At 63.2% G+C, this 16,410-nt stretch carries 19 protein-coding genes; 4 read left to right on the top strand and 15 right to left on the bottom strand.

Features of this window, described 5'->3' with window-relative positions:
• Position 1: 1 nt before the first annotated feature.
• A complete protein-coding gene (locus FS665_RS21085) occupies positions 2–238 on the bottom strand; it encodes a hypothetical protein (protein ID WP_145192948.1) in 237 nt (78 codons plus the stop codon).
• Positions 239–510: 272 nt separating this feature from the next.
• Positions 511–867 (bottom strand): hypothetical protein, encoded by a 357-nt coding sequence (locus FS665_RS21080; RefSeq protein WP_256675121.1) that lies wholly within the window; start codon positions 865–867, stop codon positions 511–513.
• A gap of 138 nt (positions 868–1,005) precedes the next feature.
• Here FS665_RS21080 and FS665_RS21075 point away from each other — a divergent pair, with 138 nt between their 5' ends.
• Positions 1,006–1,335, top strand: a complete 330-nt coding sequence (locus FS665_RS21075; protein ID WP_145193033.1) for a hypothetical protein — start codon at positions 1,006–1,008, stop codon at positions 1,333–1,335.
• A gap of 60 nt (positions 1,336–1,395) precedes the next feature.
• Here FS665_RS21075 and FS665_RS23460 read toward each other — a convergent pair whose 3' ends face one another.
• Positions 1,396–1,548, bottom strand: a complete 153-nt coding sequence (locus FS665_RS23460; RefSeq protein ID WP_178108386.1) for a hypothetical protein — start codon at positions 1,546–1,548, stop codon at positions 1,396–1,398.
• Between the two features lie 192 nt (positions 1,549–1,740).
• On the opposite strand from FS665_RS23460, the gene FS665_RS21070 reads away from it, so the two are divergent.
• Positions 1,741–2,241 (top strand): methylated-DNA--[protein]-cysteine S-methyltransferase, encoded by a 501-nt coding sequence (locus tag FS665_RS21070; RefSeq protein ID WP_145192946.1) that lies wholly within the window; start codon positions 1,741–1,743, stop codon positions 2,239–2,241.
• Between the two features lie 8 nt (positions 2,242–2,249).
• Here the strand turns inward: FS665_RS21070 and FS665_RS21065 are convergent, their stop codons facing one another.
• Positions 2,250–2,492 (bottom strand): hypothetical protein, encoded by a 243-nt coding sequence (locus tag FS665_RS21065; RefSeq protein ID WP_145192944.1) that lies wholly within the window; start codon positions 2,490–2,492, stop codon positions 2,250–2,252.
• A 179-nt stretch (positions 2,493–2,671) separates the two neighbouring features.
• On the opposite strand from FS665_RS21065, the gene FS665_RS21060 reads away from it, so the two are divergent.
• Positions 2,672–3,397 (top strand): metallophosphoesterase, encoded by a 726-nt coding sequence (locus FS665_RS21060; protein ID WP_145192942.1) that lies wholly within the window; start codon positions 2,672–2,674, stop codon positions 3,395–3,397.
• Here the strand turns inward: FS665_RS21060 and FS665_RS21055 are convergent.
• The 11 genes from FS665_RS21055 to FS665_RS21005 all read right to left on the bottom strand — a co-directional run bounded on the left by FS665_RS21055 (position 3,345) and on the right by FS665_RS21005 (position 14,713).
• Positions 3,345–3,959, bottom strand: coding sequence for a LysE family translocator (locus FS665_RS21055; protein ID WP_145192940.1), 615 nt, complete (start codon positions 3,957–3,959; stop codon positions 3,345–3,347). The genes FS665_RS21060 and FS665_RS21055 overlap by 53 nt on opposite strands.
• Positions 3,960–4,020: 61 nt before the next feature.
• On the bottom strand, positions 4,021–4,839 hold the full coding sequence (locus tag FS665_RS21050; protein WP_145192938.1) for an AraC family transcriptional regulator: 819 nt from the start codon (positions 4,837–4,839) through the stop codon (positions 4,021–4,023).
• Positions 4,840–4,917: 78 nt separating this feature from the next.
• Positions 4,918–7,359: an autotransporter outer membrane beta-barrel domain-containing protein gene (locus tag FS665_RS21045; protein ID WP_145192936.1), complete on the bottom strand. Its 2,442-nt coding sequence runs from the start codon at positions 7,357–7,359 to the stop codon at positions 4,918–4,920.
• Positions 7,360–7,495: 136 nt separating this feature from the next.
• The gene (locus tag FS665_RS21040) at positions 7,496–7,771 is read right to left on the bottom strand and encodes a peptidylprolyl isomerase (protein WP_008095636.1); all 276 of its coding nucleotides are present in this window, start codon (positions 7,769–7,771) and stop codon (positions 7,496–7,498) included.
• A gap of 91 nt (positions 7,772–7,862) precedes the next feature.
• On the bottom strand, positions 7,863–8,339 hold the full coding sequence (gene eco, locus FS665_RS21035; protein WP_145192934.1) for a serine protease inhibitor ecotin: 477 nt from the start codon (positions 8,337–8,339) through the stop codon (positions 7,863–7,865).
• Positions 8,340–8,393: 54 nt separating this feature from the next.
• Positions 8,394–9,164, bottom strand: coding sequence for a 3-hydroxybutyrate dehydrogenase (hbdH, locus tag FS665_RS21030; RefSeq protein ID WP_145192932.1), 771 nt, complete (start codon positions 9,162–9,164; stop codon positions 8,394–8,396).
• Between the two features lie 84 nt (positions 9,165–9,248).
• Complete coding sequence (locus FS665_RS21025) at positions 9,249–10,265, bottom strand: ABC transporter permease (RefSeq protein ID WP_145192930.1); 1,017 nt, start codon at positions 10,263–10,265, stop codon at positions 9,249–9,251.
• Positions 10,265–11,323 (bottom strand): microcin C ABC transporter permease YejB, encoded by a 1,059-nt coding sequence (locus tag FS665_RS21020; RefSeq protein ID WP_145192928.1) that lies wholly within the window; start codon positions 11,321–11,323, stop codon positions 10,265–10,267. The genes FS665_RS21025 and FS665_RS21020 overlap by 1 nt, the downstream gene beginning before the upstream one ends.
• Positions 11,320–13,254 (bottom strand): extracellular solute-binding protein, encoded by a 1,935-nt coding sequence (locus FS665_RS21015; RefSeq protein ID WP_145193031.1) that lies wholly within the window; start codon positions 13,252–13,254, stop codon positions 11,320–11,322. The genes FS665_RS21020 and FS665_RS21015 overlap by 4 nt, the downstream gene beginning before the upstream one ends.
• A 33-nt stretch (positions 13,255–13,287) precedes the next feature.
• A complete protein-coding gene (locus FS665_RS21010) occupies positions 13,288–13,569 on the bottom strand; it encodes a peptidylprolyl isomerase (RefSeq protein WP_054899523.1) in 282 nt (93 codons plus the stop codon).
• Positions 13,570–13,651: 82 nt separating this feature from the next.
• Positions 13,652–14,713, bottom strand: a complete 1,062-nt coding sequence (locus FS665_RS21005; RefSeq protein WP_145192926.1) for a 3-deoxy-7-phosphoheptulonate synthase — start codon at positions 14,711–14,713, stop codon at positions 13,652–13,654.
• 615 nt (positions 14,714–15,328) lie between these two features.
• Here FS665_RS21005 and FS665_RS20995 point away from each other — a divergent pair.
• The gene (locus FS665_RS20995) at positions 15,329–16,408 is read left to right on the top strand and encodes a metal-dependent hydrolase (protein ID WP_145192922.1); all 1,080 of its coding nucleotides are present in this window, start codon (positions 15,329–15,331) and stop codon (positions 16,406–16,408) included.
• Positions 16,409–16,410 lie beyond the last annotated feature (2 nt).

Here is a 16,410-nt window from a genome sequence, read left to right as displayed (position 1 = left end):
GTCAGCCCTCAGGCGGCGTCACGCCACAGATGAAGTCGTTCGAGCCAAGTCGATGCGAGCCAAACTCGACGACATAATCTTCACCACGACGGCGCGCTTCAGCCTGAGCAGTGCTCTGGTCTGCATAGATATCGACGAAATGCCACGGATGAAGATCGCGCAGCACACCCCAGCCCAATACCCAGCCTTCTCGAGCGGGGTCAGCCGGCAGGTTTTTAGCCAGGCTACGAATACTCATCAAGTCTCTCCTAGGCATGCGACGAAGGTTGAAATTCGGCTGAACTTCCGCGCCAGGCGTCGGCTCTGAGCGATAAGCCGAAACACGCAGAGGTGCGGCGAACATTGGTCTGTTGTCTGCCTGGGGAAGTTCTAACTATGTTTGCGGAAGATTTTTACGGCGTCTACCTGGTGGTCGAGGTCGTGTTGGTGGTGGCGGTATTGACCATTGCCTATCACTGGAACCAAGGGGCCTGATCTCTAATCCCTGAGCGGCCGATCGATAAGCCGGCCTCAGGCTTCGTCGAACAAGCGCCCAGGGCTGAAGAAGAACGAGGCAACCAGTACGGCGGTGATCACGCCCAAGGCGTCAGCCAGCAGCAGCACGAATTCGCTGCCATTGCCAAGCAAGGGTTGGTTGCCCATCACGAAGCTGACCCCATGGGGGAATGCGGCAATGCTCAACAGTGCGGCTGCCAGCGCCGCCGACAACACTTTTGTGTAGCCTCTGCCAAATGCCAGGGTGTAGGCCCAGAAGACGAAGATGCTCGACACGGCAAGGCCCGTGGAAGTCACGAATTGGGCGAGGATTTCCAGCCACCACACCATGGGATTCTCCTGAACAGTGCGCTTGATACGCATGAGAATCATGGCCGTATGAAATCGTTCCGCTCACCTAAAGAAATAACCCATTGGCGCCTTAACCCTGGCGCGAGGGCAAGGTTCGACAATACCGCTCAAGCGATAACCGAGCTAGAATGCGCCATGTTCCAGATGGGTCAAATGCAAATGCCTATGTTTCGTATTGTATTGAGTGGCGCCGTGGCGTTGAGCCTGGTCGGTTGCGCCAATCCCGGTAAGCCCACGGCGAGCAAACTGACAGTCAAGTCGCCGTCGGAATATACCGCCTGCGTACTGCCGAAGTGGCAGGCGCTGTCGCCACAGACAACAAAGAAGTCAATCAATCACGGCTACCGTATTACCGCACCGAGTGCCATCGCTTCTGATGAAGTATTGGAAGTTATCGAATCGAAAGAGGGCAGTCGAGCAACTTTCTATAAAGGCAGCTTCTTGTCGACCAACAAGTTACGGGTTGCCGCGCGGGAGTGCCTTGACTGAACGACTGCATTGGCATGGGTGCATGAGGGCCGGGGAGGCCGGCCCTCATACAGCATGCACTTAGCGGTTTGCGCGGCGTTGCTCGACGTTGCAGATCCAGCGATGGCCAACCCGATACGGCGCGCGGATGAATGTCAGGTCAGCCACTCGTTTGGCACCCTGGGCTTTGAGGGCCTGGGTCAGTTCAGCGAGAGTTTCTGCTTCGATGGTCATGTTTCACCTCGTCAGACTTACTGCATTCATAATTCTTGACCTGCGCGGCAATGCAGCGATTCATTTATTTTCAAATTAATTGCAAGGCATCACTGCTAATTGCTGCTCAATTGATTAACGCGCAAGAAACCGAGCGTGATGGCAAGGCAGCCGTATTAAGGTGAGCGCACGTATCTTCAACAGGATTGTGTAATGTCCAATGCATTCACCTACCTGCCGTCTCCCGTTGGCACGCTCACGCTCGTTGCGCGCGGCGAGCGACTGGCAGCAGTACTGTGGGAAGTCGAGCGGCATGACCGGGTACGACTCGGCGCGCTGCACCGCGATGACCAGCATCCGCTATTGCGCGAGACCGCACGGCAGTTGCAAGCGTACTTCGCCGGGTCCTGTCGACGGTTCGACCTGCCGCTGGATTTTGCCGGCACCGCATTCCAGCGCCAGGTGTGGACGGCACTGCTGACGATCCCATTTGGCGAGACGCGCAGCTACAGCGACATTGCCAGGCAAATCGGCAGCCCCCTTGCCGTACGTGCGGTGGGGGCAGCCAATGGGCGCAATCCGATTTCCATCATCGCGCCCTGCCACCGGGTCATAGGTGCGTCAGGCAGCCTGACCGGCTTCGCTGGCGGCCTGGCGGCCAAGCAGTACTTGCTGGCGCTGGAAGGGCGCAAGAGCCTGGCTCTGGATTTCTGACGCCAAGCTCAGCTCAGCCAGCTCAGCAGCAGGCATACGATCAGGGCCGTCACCGCTCCGGCACCCAACGTATAGCGCCGACGTGCCCGGCGCGCATGGGCTTGCACCTCGCGCAGGTACTCCCCAGGCGTCGGCGCGTCGGGCCGATGACGCAGACCTTCGGCGATGTCAGTCATGTGGCCCTGGATCAACAGGCCGACCACATAGTAAGTAACGCCAAAGCTGAACAGTGTCGCGAGCAGGAATTTCATAAGCCACGCAAAGCGGCGCAGAGTTTCATGGTGAGTCCATTCCCCCAATGAGTGAAGTGCCGAGCATACTACTGGTCCATCCACCTGCACCAGCACGGCAGGTGCCATCATCGCCTGCCGCTTGGGATCGCACTGTGCCATGCTGAGGGCAGACAGCGCCAAGCGCACAGGAGTACGTGATGAGCCATTTTCGGCGGGTAGCCGCCAATAGCAAAGGGCGTGATTTGGCTGTGGGCGATATCCATGGGCATTTCCAACGCTTGCAGCAGTGCCTGGATGCGGTAGATTTCGATCCGGCCGTCGACCGGCTATTCAGCGTCGGCGATCTGGTCGATCGCGGACCGCACAGCGAACAGTGCCTGGATTGGCTGGCCCAGCCTTGGTTTCATGCAGTGCAGGGTAACCATGAGGCGCTGGCGATCAGCTGCTTCCACGGCGGCAGGCTCGACCTGCAGATGTACCGTGCTGCCGGGGGTGGCTGGTTCATCGACAGCCCCAGGGAGCGGCAGGCGGTGTTCGTCGAGCAGTTTCTGCAGCTGCCGATCGCCCTGGAACTGCAGACGCCCACTGGCCCGGTAGGGCTGCTGCACGCCGACAGCCCCTTCGACGATTGGCCGGCGCTGCGTGACAGCCTGCTGTTCGACGATGACGCGCAGGTGCGCGAAGTGTGCCAATGGTCGCGCCGACGCCTGAAAAGCGCCAACGCCACACCGGTACAAGGCGTGCAGGCGCTGGTGGTGGGCCACACGCCGGTGTTGCAGGCCAAGCGGCTAGGCAATGTCTGGTATCTGGATACCGCAGGCTGGGCCAGTGGCCATTTCAGCCTGATGGACCTGCACCGCCTGCGCCTGCTCAACCCCGCGCCATATGGAACACCAGGGCCACGGCCAACGCCATCAGCATAAGCCCGCACGCACGTTCCAGCCATGGCAGCGCACGCACGAAACGCCGCAACAACAGCGGGTTGCCGATGGCCAGCGCCACCAGCAGGTCCCACACCAGCACGACGCCGAACATCCAGAGGCTGTAGGCCCACTTCCAGCCAACGCTGGCGCTGGCGAGCATGCCAGCCAGGCTTGCATAGAACAGGGCGTTCTTGGGGTTGAGCAACGCTGACAGAAAACCCGTGCCCAAGCTGCGCCACCAGCTGTGAACTCGCGTATTGGCAGCCACCGAGGCCAATCCACTGCGCCCAGCATGGCGCACAAACAACGACCCGATGTACAGCAGGTAGCCCGCGCCGGCCAGTTGCAGGGCGATGAACAGCGCACTGCCTTCACGCAGGATGGCCAACCCAGCGAAGGCCGTGGCGATGAACAGGGCATTGGCCAGGGCGATGCCCAAGCAGACCCCGCTGGCCAGGCGCCAACCTGCGGCAATGGACGTGCGCGCTACCAGGAAAAAGTCCGGGCCAGGCGACAGCAGTGCAAGAAAATGGGCGCAGGCGATGATCAGGAATTGTTGCATGGGCGGCCTCTGGTCAGCAAAGCCGCAGTTTGCGATCAGCGACCCAGGCGGGTATTGAAGATTATTGCGCCTGGCGGTACTGGCCGGGGGTGACGCCGACATGGGCCTTGAACACCCGCTGGAAATGACTTTGGTCGGCAAAGCCTAGTTGGTAGGCGACATCGGCCAGGTGCAGACCATCGAGCAGCAGTTGCCGTGCGCGGTTGACCCGTGCGTTGAGCAGATAGGCATGCGGCGTCAAACCCGTCGCCGCGCGGAAGGCGCGGATCAGTTGATAACGGCCGAGTCCGGCCTGCTGCGCAAGTGCCTGGAGGCTCAGCTGAGCCGGGTCCTGGGTCTGGATGTATTCGATCAGCGCAGCCAAGGCAGCGCTACCCAGTACCGGAGCCGGGGCGGCCTGCGCTGCAGGCTGCGCGGCAAAATCATGGTCGCCGAGAAATGCCACCAGCGCAGCTTCCTTCTCGCCGGTGCTTGCACTGGAAAACAAAAAATCGTTCAGTGCGCAAAAGGCTTGGTACAGCACCGCTTGCCGGCTGATGCGTGCCGGCGCAGCGGGCCCGACGGCAGCGAGGCCCGACTCCAGGCGCAGGCGGGTCAACCAGCCGGCGTCCACGTGCAGCATCTGGTAGCTCCAGGCCCGACCTGGATCAGGGTTGCAAGCATGGACTCGCTGCGCCGGTACCAGCACCAGCGTGCCAGGGGTCAGCCGCTCGCGCCCGTCACTGGCGCCGGTGAACCAGCTGTAGCCTGCATCCACGGCACCGATCGACAGGGTGGGGTGGCTGTGCGCCTGGTAACAGGCACGGCTATGACAGGCGCGGCGACTTTCCACCCAGGGCAGCGCTGGGTCGCGCCAGAGTTGCAGGCGGGCAGTGGGCATGGCAGATCCTTGATTGGCAATGCAGGATGACAGCACCCTGCATGCTACAGCATCGATCAGGCTGCTGGCCGCGCGCCGCTAGAATTGCCAGCGCAGTCCCAGGTTGATACCGCTGGCCTGTTGCTGGCGACTGTCGAGGTTGCTGGAGTATTGCACGCTGCCGTGCACGCTCAGGGCATCGCTGATCGGTGCTACCAGGCCGGTTTCGACCTGAATCGAGGTGTAGCGGTAGTCGGTCTTGACGGTGTCGAGCTTGTCGAAGGTCAAGGTGTCGCGCCCGCCGTCGCCATGCCACAGGTTGAGCTGCACATAGGGCTGCAACGAACGCCCACTGGCGCTGCCTAACGCGCCTTCGAGGCGCACGCCAAGGCGGGCGCTCAGCTCCAGTTGTGCGTCATGGCTGACCCGCGAAACGCTGTCGTTGGCGCTGTCGATCGCGACCTTCTGGGCAATCAGCTGGGCCTGAGGTTCCAGGCTCCAGCGCTCGGACAGGCGGATCGGGTAACCCGATTCAAGCGAAGCCGTCCAGGCATGGCCGTCGATCTCGAGCTTGTTGCCGCGCGTGGAACGGGCGCGGCCGTCGAGCGTGGTGTACTGCAACACGCCGTCGAGGTACCAGGCGTGGGGGCCAACCAAGGTCCAGTAGGCGCCGACACTGTCGCCATCGAGCTTCAGATCACCGACATCACGATTTTCCATGGCCAGCGCGAAGCCCTGGACGTCTGCATCCAGGCGGCCATGGCTGACATACACGCCCAGGTGCTGGCGGTAGCCGCTGTCGCTGAGCCGGGCATAGACGTCCTGGCCCACCTTGAAGCCGTACAACCTGCCGTCCAGGCGCGGGCTCACGCTGCCGCTCCACTGTTGCCGCACGTCAGCGCCGTAGGCTTGCCCCCAACTGGCCGGCAGGCCGCCCTTACCCTTGAGCAGGCGCTGGTCGCCTTGGCGTTGGTGGAAGGTGCCCAGTGCCTGGCGGGCAATGAGCGCGGCGCCTCTGGACGCTGCGGCATAGACCGGCACTTCAGGGCGATAAAGGGGCAGGCTCTGACCGGGCAGCGCAGCTGGCAGGTCGGGCTGGCCAGGCGCTGGGGCCGCGACCGGTGGCGACACCGCTGGGGCAGGAACCGCAGGCTCGGAGGGCGTGCCCGGCTCGGTAGGCTGTCCTGGTTGCTCAGGTTGCTCAGGTTGCTCAGGTTGCTCAGGTTGCTCAGGTTGCTCAGGTTGCTCGGGCTGTCCCGGTTGTTCAGGCTGCTCAGGTGGCGTCTCGATTGGCGGCACGGGTTGCGGGGCAGGCGCTGCGACCAAGGTCGAGCGCAAGTACCAGCTGTTTTCGCTGCCCGCGGTGACACCGCCCTTGAACAACCTGTAGTCGTACGCGCCAACCGACAGCGTCTGGGTCTGCACGAAGGCGTTGGAGCTGCTGGTAGCACCGTCACGCGCCTCGACCACGGTAATACCGTTTTGCGCGGTAGCAGCGCCAAGGCCGCCAAGATGGGTGACGCTCAAGCGGGTACTGCCGCTGATTGCGCCGCGGCTGACGATCAAGCGGTCAGACGGCGAGTCGTCACCGGCCAGCACGCTGTTGACGCGCAACTGGCCATCGTTGCCCTGGTAATCGCCGTTGATCGTCAGCCGCCCCAGGGCGTCGTTACCTCGGCGCAGGTCGAGGGTGCCACTATTGCTCAAGGTGGCTAACTGCCCACTGTCAAAAGGCGAGATCGAGCCCTGGCGTGACGTCAGCGTGCTGTTGACGTCGAGCGCGAGGCGGCCGGTACCGGTGTCGGCGTCGCCGAGTGTCAGGGGATCGTCAAGCGTCAATCGACTGCCGAGCAGCTCGATGGACTCGAAATTCAAGTAACGGGCGCCGCCTGGGATCTCGCTGGCGCTGAACTGCAGGCTGTCGATGCCGCTGCCGCCATCGATATCGACCGTCAAGGCCTGCGCGTTGAGGCCACTGATGAGGGCCATGTCGTCTCCGATACCCAGATCTACCCGGCCACCGATGCTGCCACCGGACCAGGTGAAGACATCGTTGCCAGCGCTGGCCAGCACATTGCCCTGCAGGGTGCCGCCGCTGATGGTGATGAGGTCGACGCCGCCACTGGTGCTGATGTTGCCACCGATGGTGCCGCCGCGAAGGATGATGGTGTCGTTGCCGAAACCGCTGACCAGGTTGCCATCGATGCGGGTTTCGACCGCCGTATCCTGGGACATCTCGAAATAGTTGTCGGCCAGTTTAAGGTCCACCCGGCCGATCCGACCGCCTTTGAACAGGGCCGAATCACCGTCCTCGAAAGCCCCGACGATTCGTCCACCGGTCATTTCGAAGGTGTCGTAGCCTTGCCCTTGATTGAGCGATTGCACGGTTCCACCTGACATGAAGAAATCGTCGATGGCAGGTGTCTGGCTGACCGCTCCAAGGTCGTCGCCCGGGCCGACGACCAGTGATTCGGCGGGGGCGAGCAGCGGCAAGACGAGCAAGGGCAGTGCAACGGGCGCAAGCAGGCGAGGGCAGCGCATGGGCAGGTCTCCGTGGCCATTGAACGGACCACTACCAGCGGCAGCGCAGCGTGCGCCACCTCGGCCCTGCCGATGTTTGTAGGTGATGCGAGGCGAAACGGGCAACTGGCAGAAATGCTAGGTGGCCCGTGGCCATTTAATCGCGGTAGAAGGTTTGCACCAGGTGATAACCGAACTTGCTCTTGATCGGGCCATGCACCACGCGCAGCGGCTTCTTGAAGATCACCTGGTCAATCGCGCCAACCAACTGACCCGGACGGACCTCACCAAGGTCGCCGCCACGCTTACCTGACGGGCAGGTGGAGAACTTCTTCGCCAACACGTCGAAGGCCTCGCCATTGGCGATGCGCTGCTTGAGCTTTTCGGCTTCGTCAGCGGTCTTGACCAGAATATGACGGGCTTGCGCTTTCATCGGACACCTGTGCTTCGCAGAGCAAAAAAGGGCGCCATTATGCCTGATCGTGGGGCTTCGTCCAGTCGCCGGCGCGCAGCCCCGCGAAAGACTACTCCACGTGGGCAGTGCGCACCTCAGGCGATGCCGACCAGAAGCGATAACGCACTTGCACGCCTTCAGGTGCGTACACCACCACCGGCAATTTGCTGTTATAGCGCAGCATGAAACCATCGCCCACCACGGGCACGAAGGCGTCGGTCTTGCTCTGGTCGGGGCAGGCCATCAGCGTGCTGGCCGGGCCACTGACCTTGTCCAGACGGTAGTAGCTGTAGCCCCAGCCTTCGAGCGTGTGCGCTTGCAAACTACCGCCCAGGTGCTGACGATTGCAGTCGACCGGCAACGTCTTGCCCGCCAGAATCTCCAGCTTGTACTCGGACTCATCGTCTTGTGCGGGCAGGTGGATGACCTGGCGGGTGAAACCGGCCTCGGCTTCGGGGTAGGGCGCAACGTCCTTGAGGCTGGCCGCCAGCAGCGGAGTAGCCGCCAGGCTCAGGGATGCAAGCGCGATGAAGGTGAAAGGGCGCATAAGGCCTCCTTGCAGATGAACAGGTGCGAAACGCGGCCAGGCCTGCTTGGCCTCTTATTGGGCCAACCAGCCACCATCGACGTTCCAGGCGGCCCCGCGAACCTGGCTACCGGCTTCGCTGCACAGAAAGAGTACCAGTTCGCCCAAGTGCTCGGGCGTGACGAACGCCAGCGAAGGCTGTTTCTCGGCCAGCAGGTCATGCTGCGCCTGCTGCGGATCGACCCCTTTGGCGGCGCGGTCGTCAATTTGCTGCTGCACCAATGGCGTCAATACCCAACCGGGACAGATGGCGTTGCAGGTTACATTGCTGCTGGCGGTTTCCAGCCCGACCACCTTGGTCAGGCCGACCACACCGTGCTTGGCTGCGACATAAGCCGCCTTGCCGGTCGAACCCACCAGCCCATGTACCGAAGCGATATTGATGATCCGGCCCCAATTGCGTTGACGCATGCCGGGCAAGGCAAGCCGCGTGCCGTGGAACACCGCCGACAGGTTCAGGGCGATGATCTTGTCCCAACTGGCGACCGGGAATTGTTCGACCGGTGCCACGTGCTGAATGCCGGCGTTGTTGACCAGAATGTCGACGCCCCCGAACGCCTGCTCGGCCGAATCGAACAAGGCCTCGATCTGCGTGACATCCGAAAGGTCGGCTGGATGATGGATCACCTTGACTCCATGCCGGGCAATTTCGGCCATGGCCGCAGACGGCTCGCCAAAGCCATTGAGCACAATATTCGCCCCCGCGCGGGCCAACACCTGGGCGATGCCCAGGCCGATGCCACTGGTTGAGCCGGTCACGAGTGCGGTTTTGCCAGTCAGGGTCATGCGCTGCTCCTCCAATGTTGCAGATTGAGTGCGCCAGAGTAGTACGCACTGGCGGCGCTTGTCGCCTGCCGCCCACCGATGAGCTCAACGCCGCGGATCGAACGCCTCGCGCAGGGCATCGCCGATGAACACCAGCAGCGAGAGAATCAAGGCCAGGGCGAAAAACGCGGTAAAGCCAAGCCAAGGCGCCTCCAGGTGCTGTTTGCCCTGGGTCACCAGCTCGCCCAGCGAAGCGCTGCCTGCTGGCATGCCGAAACCAAGGAAGTCCAGCGCGGTGAGCGTGGTGATCGCACCGGTGAGCATGAATGGCACATAAGTCAGCGTGGCATTCATGGCATTGGGCAAGACATGGCGCAGCATCACCTGGGTGTCAGACAGACCCAAGGCGCGGGCCGCCTTGACGTATTCCAGGTTGCGCCCGCGCAGAAACTCGGCGCGCACTACATCGACCAGGGTCAGCCAGGAGAACAGCGCCATGATCCCGAGCAGCCACCAGAAGTCCGGCTCGACGAAGCCACTGAGAATGATCAGCAGGTACAGCACGGGCAGCCCTGACCACACCTCCAGCAGGCGCTGGCCGAGCAAGTCGACCCAGCCGCCGTGATAACCCTGCAGCGCACCTGCCGCAAGGCCGATCAGCACGCTGACCACGGTCAGCGCAAAGGCGAACAACAGCGAGGTGCGCGTGCCGTACAACACCCTTGCCAATACATCGCGGCCCTGATCGTCAGTACCCAGCCAATTGCTCAGGCTCGGCGCACTGGGAGTTGGCACTTGCAGGTCGTAGTTGGGTGTATCGGCGCTGAACGGGATGGGCGCGAACAGCATCCAGCCACCCTGGCTGTCGATCAACTGGCGCACGTAGGCGCTGCGATAGTCAGGCTGGAACGGCAATTGCCCACCGAACTGCTGCTCGGTGTAGCGCTTGAGCGCCGGGACATACAGCTCGCCCTTGTAGCCGAGCAGCAAGGGTTTGTCGTTGGCGACCAGCTCGGCGCACAGACTGAGCAGCAGCAGGCCGCCGAACAGCCACAGCGACACCCAGCCCAGGCGATTGCGGCGAAAACGCTGCAGGCGCCGCCGTGATACCGGTGAAAGCATCAGTGCGCCCTCGTCTCGAAATCGATACGCGGGTCCAGCACGGTGAACGCCAGGTCACCGATCAGGCGAAACAGCAGGCCGGCCAAGGTAAAGATGAACAGCGTGCCGAAGACTACTGGGTAGTCGCGTGCCACTGCGGCCTCGTAACTCATGCGTCCAATGCCGTCGAGCGAGAAAATCACCTCGATCAGCAAGGAGCCGGCGAAAAATACCGTGATCAGCGCCTGTGGCAGGCCGGCCAGCACCAGCAGCATGGCGTTGCGCAGCACGTGACCGTAGAGCACCTGCCGTTCACTGAGCCCCTTGGCGCGGGCGGTGACCACGTACTGGCGCGCGATCTCGTCGAGAAAGGCGTTCTTGGTCAGCAAGGTCGAGGTGGCGAAGCCGCCGATCACCAGGGCGCCGACGGGGAGCACCAAGTGCCAGAAGTAATCGGCGAGCTTGCCCAGCAGGCTGAGCTGCTCGAAGTCGTCCGAGACCAGGCCGCGTACCGGGAACCAATTGAGCGATGTGCCGCCGGCGAACACGACGATCAGCAGAAGCGCGAACAGAAACGACGGCAGGGCGTAACCCACCACGATCAACGCGCTGCTCCAGGCGTCGAAACGACTGCCGTGCCTGACCGCCTTGCGGATACCAAGCGGGATCGAGACCAGGTACGTGATCAGCGTGGCCCAAAAGCCCAGCGACAAGGTGACTGGTAACTTGTCGAGGATGAGGTCGGTGACCTTGGCCCCTCGGAAGAAGCTCTGCCCGAAGTCCAGCCGAGCATACTGGCCCAGCATCAGCCACAGACGTTCAGCGGGGGACTTGTCGAAACCGTACTGGCGCTTGATGGTTTCGATCAGCTGCGGGTCGAGGCCTCGCGAGGCGCGCGACTCGCCCGCTGCCACCTCCACTCGCGCGCCGGCACCGCCGCCGCCCAGCCCCTGCAAACGCGCTACCGCCTGCTCGACCGGGCCACCGGGCGCTGCTTGAACGATGGCGAAGTTCACCAGCAGGATGGCCAGCAGCGTCGGGATGATCAACAGCAAGCGGCGCAGGATGTAGGCGGTCATGGCTGGGTCTTCTGTCGGTCGGCCATCTGGGCATTGCTCAGCGCCGCCGGGCTGACTTCCCACCAGCTGTCCAGGCCTTCGTCATAAGCGGGCTGGGTGCGCGGCAGGCCGAAGCGGTTCCACCATACGGTCGAGGTTCCGGGCGGGTAGTAGTTGGGAATCCAGTAGTAGTTCCATTGCAGCACCCGGTCCAGGGCTCGGGCATGGCGCAACATGTCGGCTTGTGTGTCGGCGCGCACCAGGCCGTCGATCAGTCGGTCCACCGCGGGATCCTTGAGCACCATCAGGTTGTTGGAGCCAGGGTCGTTGGCCGCGGCGGAGCCAAAGTAGTTGTACAGCTCGGCGCCGGGCGAGAGCGTTACCGGATAGCCGGTGACGATCATGTCGTAGTCGCGGGCCATCAGGCGATTGACGTATTGCGCGGCGTCGACATTGCGGATGTTCAAAGTGACGCCGATCTGCGCCAGATTGCGCTTCCAGGGCAGCAGCAGGCGCTCCATGCCCGACTGACCGTTAAGGAAGGTGAATGCCAGCGGCTCGCCTTGGGCATTGACCAGGTGGTCGCCATCGGGCTGCCACCCGGCCTGCTGCAACAAGGTGAGCGCCTGCAGCTGCTGCGTACGAATGATGCCTGAGCCATCGGTGACTGGCGCGCTGTACACGTGCTCGAATACCTCGTGCGGAATCTGCCCGCGGAGCGGTTCGAGCAGCTTCAACTCACCTGCGTCCGGCAACTGCCGCGCCGCCAGCGGCGTGTTGGAAAATACGCTCTGCTGGCGGATGTACAGGTTGCGCATCATCTGCCGGTTGCTCCACTCGAAGTCCCACAGCATGGCCAGGGCCTGGCGCACGCGGCGATCCTTGAACATGGCTTTGTCCAGGTTGAACACGAAGCCCTGCGCCGCCTGCGGCTTGGCCGGCGCCAGGTGCGCGCGTTGCAGGCGCCCGTCGTCCAGCGGAGCGCCGTTGTAGCCGAGGGTATAAGCGGTGGCCGAGAACTCCCGGTTGTAGTCATAACCGCCACCCTTGAGCACCTGGCGTGCCACTTCCGTGTCGCCAAAATATTCGATGCGGATGCGTTCGAAGTTATAGCGCCCGCGATTGACCGGCAGGTCCTTGGCCCACCACTTCGGGTCGCGCTCGAAGGTGACGCTGCGCCCGTTATCGATGCGCCCGATGCGGTAGGGGCCGCTGCCGACCGGCTGCTCGAAGCCGCCCCCGTTGGTGAAGTCGCGCCGGGCCCAATCGTGCTCGGGCAGTACTGGCAGGCTGGCCAAGTCCAGGGCCAAGGTTCGGCCGTGGGGCTGCTTGAAGTCGAAACGCACGTGTCGCGGGCCCTCGACCGTGACGGCGGCAACCTCGGCGAACTGGGTACGGTACTTGAGGCTGCCTTCGGCCATCAGCTTGTCGAAGGTGAACCGTACATCCTCGGCGCGCACTGGCTGACCATCGGCGAAAGTCGCCTTGGGGTCGATCTCGAAGCGCAGCCAGGCGTCATCCGGCCCGCGCTCCATGCGCCGGGCAATCAGGCCGTAGACGGTATAGGGCTCGTCGAAAGAGCGCTGCGCCAGGGGCGCGTACAACCAGCCATCGACCTGACTGACGCCGGTACCTTTGTCGATATAGGGCAACACGTGGTCGAACTGGCCTATTTCGATGGCCGAGCGCCGCAGCAGGCCGCCCTTGGGGGCCAGGGGGTTGACGTAGTCGAAATGCTGGAATGCCTCGCTATAGCGAGGCGCTTCACCATAGACGGTGAGGGCGTGGGTAGGTGCAGCGTGGCTGGTCAAGCACAGGCATGACAGCGCCAGTGCTGAAAGCCAGCGTGGGAGCGACGGTACGACGGCCGGCACCGCCTGTTCATGGATCGGCTCAGGCAAGCGGGTGGCCTGGGCGCACCGTTTGGTGAGCCGGCCACGGCGCAACAGCATCGCTCCCACGCAAAGGGCCATCAAGGCGATGACTTAATCCTGGCGGCTGGTGACTTCCAGCAGGTGATAACCGAACTGGGTCTTGACCGGACCTTGCACGGTGTTGACCGGGGCGCTGAACACCACGGTGTCGAATTCCTTGACCATCTGGCCTGGGCCGAAGGAACCCAGGTCGCCGCCTTGACGGCTGGATGGGCAGGTGGAGTTAGCCTTGGCGATTTCAGCGAAGTCGGCGCCGGCTTCGATCTGGGCCTTGAGCTCGTTGCACTTTTCTTCCGAGTTGACGAGGATGTGGCGGGCGGTGGCGCGTGCCATGGGTACTACTCCTTGGGGGGTAAAGACGGCAAGCCTAGCGCACTTGATCGGGTCGTGTCTCGCCAGGCTTGCTGCATCGGCCTTACAGCCGCATCGCCGCCTGGCGCAACAGGGTTTCGGTGGCGCTCCAGCCCAGGCAGCCATCGGTGATCGACACGCCGTACTTGAGCGTGCCCTTGCCCAGGGTCTGGCAGCCGTCGAACAGGTGGCCCTCGAGCATCACCCCGACCAGCGAACGGTCACCGGCCAGGCGTTGGGCCAGCACGTCGTCGAACACGGCAGGCTGACGGGCAGGGTCCTTGCCACTGTTGGCATGGCTGCAGTCGACCATGATGCGGGCTTGCAAACCGGCCTTGGCCAACCCTTGGCGGGCCTGGGCGACGCTCCCGGCATCGAAGTTCGGGCCTTGGTGGCCGCCGCGCAGCACCAGGTGGGTGTCTGGGTTGCCCAGGGTTTCGATGATCGCCGGGTAGCCCTGGGCATCCATGCCGAAGTGGCGGTGCGACGCGGCCGCGCTGCGCATGGCATCGCAGGCGATGCCGATACCGCCGTCGGTGCCATTCTTGAACCCGACCGGCAACGCCAGGCCGCTGACCATTTCCCGGTGAATCTGCGACTCGGTGGTGCGCGCGCCAATCGCCGCCCAACCGAGCACGTCGTCGAAGTAGCCCGCCGCCATGGGTTGCAGCAACTCGGTGGCGACCGGCAGGCCACGCTCGATCATGTTCAGCATCAAGCCACGGGACAGGGCAAGGCCGGCGTGCATGTCATCGCTGCCATCGAGGTGCGGATCGTAGGCCAGGCCCTTCCAGCCCACCGTGGTGCGCGGTTTTTCCACGTAGGCGCGCATGACCAGCAGCAGTTTGTCGTCGACCTCACGGCTCAGGTTCGCCAGGCGATCGGCGTATTCCAAGGCGGAGCGGGGATCGTGGATCGAGCAAGGCCCGACGACCACGAGCAGGCGCTCGTCGCGGCCTTCGAGAATGGCGCGAATGGCTTGGCGGTGGCTGTGCACCTGCTGGGCGAGGTCACTGGGCAATGGCATTTGCTGCTTGAGCAGGTGCGGGCTGGGCAGGCGCTGGCTGACGGTGGTGTTGGCCGCGTGTGGTTGGCTCAGGGGCAGGGCGAGGTTCGAAGCGTGCATGGCGTGATTCCTTGGGCGGACGGCGGGTTCTGGCCCGCGCAGTCGGCCCTATCGAGGTGTTCGACTGATCGATGAGTGATGGTCTGCAGCATTGCCACCGGGGATGGACCGAACGGAGGCGGCAGGCTGGCCCGAACGGAATTGGCTAAATCGCCAGGCGTAGGTGCTTGCATAGTGATAAGTGGCGTAAGTCATGGAGCTGTCCTCGATGTGAATCGTTGAAAGTGCGAAGCCTGAAAAAGCAAAACCCCCGATCGGGGAGCCGACCGGGGGTTTGAGTATTCTCATGTTCGGCGGCCCCTCGAAGGTGGGCGCCGTGTGGGTATCGGCGCCTAGTGGCTAAACCAATACCCAAAATAGGAACGCGCGGCGGCCTGGCAGTCAGCAACGGCCAGCACACGGCGCAGGCTGCGGCCGGTGTGGTTGGCATGATTGCGGGTGTGCTTGGGCATGTGCGGCTCCAGTGAATGAACCCGAGCTTACTGCACGGGTGGGCACTGTTCAATGGATAAATGCTATCGCCGTAATATCTGGACAAGCCTGGAGTGCTCAGGCATTTGCACGGTGTGCTGCCAGAGGGTTAGTTTCCTACCGTTGCCCTCAGGAAGCTTTGCCGTGGACTCGATAACCCAAGCCGTACTCGGCGCCGCCCTGCAGGGTACGGTGCTAGGCCGCATTCAGGGCCGCCGCTCGCTGATCTACGGGGCGCTGCTGGGCAGCGTGCCGGATTTGGACGTGGTGATACGCTACGCCGATCCGGTCTCGCAAATGACCTATCACCGCGGTTTCTCCCATTCGATTTTCGTGCTGACAGGCCTCGCCCTGTTGCTCGCCTGGTTGGTCCATCAGCTTGCCCGCAAGCGCTGGCCCGACAAGGGTTACAGCCTGGGCAGGCTGTTCCTGGCGTTCTGGCTGGTGCTGGTCACGCATCCGTTGCTCGATGCCTTCACCGTCTACGGCACGCAACTGTTCTGGCCGTTGCCCTTCACGCCACTGAGCTGGGCGGCGGTGTTCATCATCGATCCGCTGTACACCGTGCCTTTGCTGGTGGCGGTGATCTACAGCGCCTGGGTCGGTTTCAACGGCAGGGCGGTGCGCTGCCTGAGCCTGGCGTTGCTCCTGAGCACAGCCTATCTGGGCCTGGGCCTGGCCGGACGCATGGCCGCCGAACAGCGCCTGCAGACTGCCCTCGATGCCCAAGGCATCGAAACCAGCGAGGTACGGGCAATGCCGCTGGCCTTCAACAGCCTGCTCTGGCGCGTGTTGGCCAAGACCCCTGACGGTCATTACTACGAAGGCATCAGCAGCACCTTCGACCATGCGCCGCCAGAGATGCAGCGCCTGTCGCTCAACCTTGGCCTTGCCGCGCAGTTGAAAGACGCGCCGTTGCTCGAGCGCCTGCGCTGGTTCACCGACGACTGGCTGCGCTACGACCAGGTCGGTGACGCGCTGGTGGTCAGCGATCTGCGCATGGGTATCCCCGGCGACTACACCTTCCGCTTCAAGATGGCCCACCGCGGTGATCGAGGCCAATGGGTGGCCGAGCGCCCAAGTGTATGGAAGGGCAGCGGCCCGAGGTTCGACCGTGCTGCGTTGGTACTGATCTGGCAGCGCATCTTCGCGCAACGCCCACCGTTGCCGCTGGCGACCTGGACCGAGAAGCAGCTGGGGCAGGGCCGCGAGCCTGGGCCTTAGGA

This window comes from Pseudomonas sp. URMO17WK12:I11, assembly GCF_007677725.1.
Classification (GTDB): Bacteria; Pseudomonadota; Gammaproteobacteria; order Pseudomonadales; family Pseudomonadaceae; genus Aquipseudomonas.
Note: the sequence above shows the minus strand (reverse complement) of the source record. Positions and strands in the feature narration are given on the sequence as shown.

What these genes read in the sequence shown, in the direction of transcription:
- FS665_RS21085 (WP_145192948.1), bottom strand. Translation starts at nt 238, where the DNA reads ATGAGTATTCGTAGCCTGGCTAAAAACCTGCCGGCTGACCCCGCTCGA.
- FS665_RS21080 (WP_256675121.1), bottom strand. Translation starts at nt 867, where the DNA reads ATGATTCTCATGCGTATCAAGCGCACTGTTCAGGAGAATCCCATGGTG.
- FS665_RS21075 (WP_145193033.1), top strand. Translation starts at nt 1,006, where the DNA reads ATGCCTATGTTTCGTATTGTATTGAGTGGCGCCGTGGCGTTGAGCCTG.
- FS665_RS23460 (WP_178108386.1), bottom strand. Translation starts at nt 1,548, where the DNA reads ATGACCATCGAAGCAGAAACTCTCGCTGAACTGACCCAGGCCCTCAAA.
- FS665_RS21070 (WP_145192946.1), top strand. Translation starts at nt 1,741, where the DNA reads ATGTCCAATGCATTCACCTACCTGCCGTCTCCCGTTGGCACGCTCACG.
- FS665_RS21065 (WP_145192944.1), bottom strand. Translation starts at nt 2,492, where the DNA reads ATGAAATTCCTGCTCGCGACACTGTTCAGCTTTGGCGTTACTTACTAT.
- FS665_RS21060 (WP_145192942.1), top strand. Translation starts at nt 2,672, where the DNA reads ATGAGCCATTTTCGGCGGGTAGCCGCCAATAGCAAAGGGCGTGATTTG.
- FS665_RS21055 (WP_145192940.1), bottom strand. Translation starts at nt 3,959, where the DNA reads ATGCAACAATTCCTGATCATCGCCTGCGCCCATTTTCTTGCACTGCTG.
- FS665_RS21050 (WP_145192938.1), bottom strand. Translation starts at nt 4,839, where the DNA reads ATGCCCACTGCCCGCCTGCAACTCTGGCGCGACCCAGCGCTGCCCTGG.
- FS665_RS21045 (WP_145192936.1), bottom strand. Translation starts at nt 7,359, where the DNA reads ATGCGCTGCCCTCGCCTGCTTGCGCCCGTTGCACTGCCCTTGCTCGTC.
- FS665_RS21040 (WP_008095636.1), bottom strand. Translation starts at nt 7,771, where the DNA reads ATGAAAGCGCAAGCCCGTCATATTCTGGTCAAGACCGCTGACGAAGCC.
- eco (WP_145192934.1), bottom strand. Translation starts at nt 8,339, where the DNA reads ATGCGCCCTTTCACCTTCATCGCGCTTGCATCCCTGAGCCTGGCGGCT.
- hbdH (WP_145192932.1), bottom strand. Translation starts at nt 9,164, where the DNA reads ATGACCCTGACTGGCAAAACCGCACTCGTGACCGGCTCAACCAGTGGC.
- FS665_RS21025 (WP_145192930.1), bottom strand. Translation starts at nt 10,265, where the DNA reads ATGCTTTCACCGGTATCACGGCGGCGCCTGCAGCGTTTTCGCCGCAAT.
- FS665_RS21020 (WP_145192928.1), bottom strand. Translation starts at nt 11,323, where the DNA reads ATGACCGCCTACATCCTGCGCCGCTTGCTGTTGATCATCCCGACGCTG.
- FS665_RS21015 (WP_145193031.1), bottom strand. Translation starts at nt 13,254, where the DNA reads ATGCTGTTGCGCCGTGGCCGGCTCACCAAACGGTGCGCCCAGGCCACC.
- FS665_RS21010 (WP_054899523.1), bottom strand. Translation starts at nt 13,569, where the DNA reads ATGGCACGCGCCACCGCCCGCCACATCCTCGTCAACTCGGAAGAAAAG.
- FS665_RS21005 (WP_145192926.1), bottom strand. Translation starts at nt 14,713, where the DNA reads ATGCACGCTTCGAACCTCGCCCTGCCCCTGAGCCAACCACACGCGGCC.